Annotated in this window: 2 protein-coding genes; both read right to left on the reverse strand. The window is 43.8% G+C overall.

Features of this window, described 5'->3' with window-relative positions:
- Nucleotides 1-33 precede the first annotated feature (33 nt).
- Complete coding sequence (locus tag A3763_RS23710; protein ID WP_068760624.1) at nt 34-507, reverse strand: low molecular weight protein-tyrosine-phosphatase; 474 nt, start codon at nt 505-507, stop codon at nt 34-36.
- Nucleotides 508-547: 40 nt separating this feature from the next.
- Nucleotides 548-966 (reverse strand): cytidylyltransferase domain-containing protein (locus A3763_RS23715; RefSeq protein WP_369823170.1); only part of this gene is annotated, 419 nt, incomplete at its 5' end.

Below are 966 nucleotides of genomic sequence, written 5' to 3' on the forward strand. Positions count from 1 at the left end.
TCCCAAACGCTTATTCATCAAGGAATGCAACCATTAAGCGAGCGCTTCCTCTGTCAGAGCATTCAGCAAACCTTCACTTGCCGACTCAGCTAAATCAAGCACATGTGAAAAACCGGCAGTGCCACCAAAGTAAGGATCTGGCACTTCACTTTCAGGGCAATCACTGAAGTCTAAAAACAGCTTTAATTTATGCTGAAACTCTTCTGGACACATGGCTTGCAAGTTTTCCAGATTGGCCTTATCCATTGCAATAATATGATCAAAGGCTTCNAAGTCAGAGAAAACCACCTGACGTCCTTGAATTCGGCTTAAGTCATACGAACGGCTTAACGCATGCTTTTGTGTTCGAGGGTCTGGAGCTTTCCCTTCATGCCAACCCGCTGTACCGGCAGAATCCACAAAAAAGTGCTCCTTTAAACCAGCCTGATCAACACGAGACTGAAAAACACCTTGAGCAGTGGGTGAGCGACAGATATTTCCTAAACAAACAAACAGGATCTTATGCATAATTCCCAACTCGACTAAAAAAATTAAGAAAAAGAGAACATCATACCGCTAAAAGGTTTCTAAGATATTGCAGATCTGTTTCAGTATCGACCCCTGGAGGAGGGCTCTCCAAAGCTTGTTCGACATGAATGCTAACACCGTTAGATAAGGCTCTCAATTGCTCTAAACTTTCAAGCTTTTCAGTCATACTCGGCGGCCAATTCACATAAGCATTCAAGAAACCCACTCGGTAGGCATAGATACCGATATGGCGGTAATAGCTAGCGCCATCAGGTATCGCCGTTAAGGCCTTAGGATCTGAAAACTGATCACGACACCATGGTATCGGGGCACGACTAAAATAATTTGCCATACCATTGAGATCAAACACCACTTTTACTGCATTCGGATTAAAAACATCTTCTACTTTGACTATCGACTCACACAAAGTTGCAATGCCGGCACCTGGGGCTAATGACA

Source organism: Oleiphilus sp. HI0128 (genome assembly GCF_001635365.1).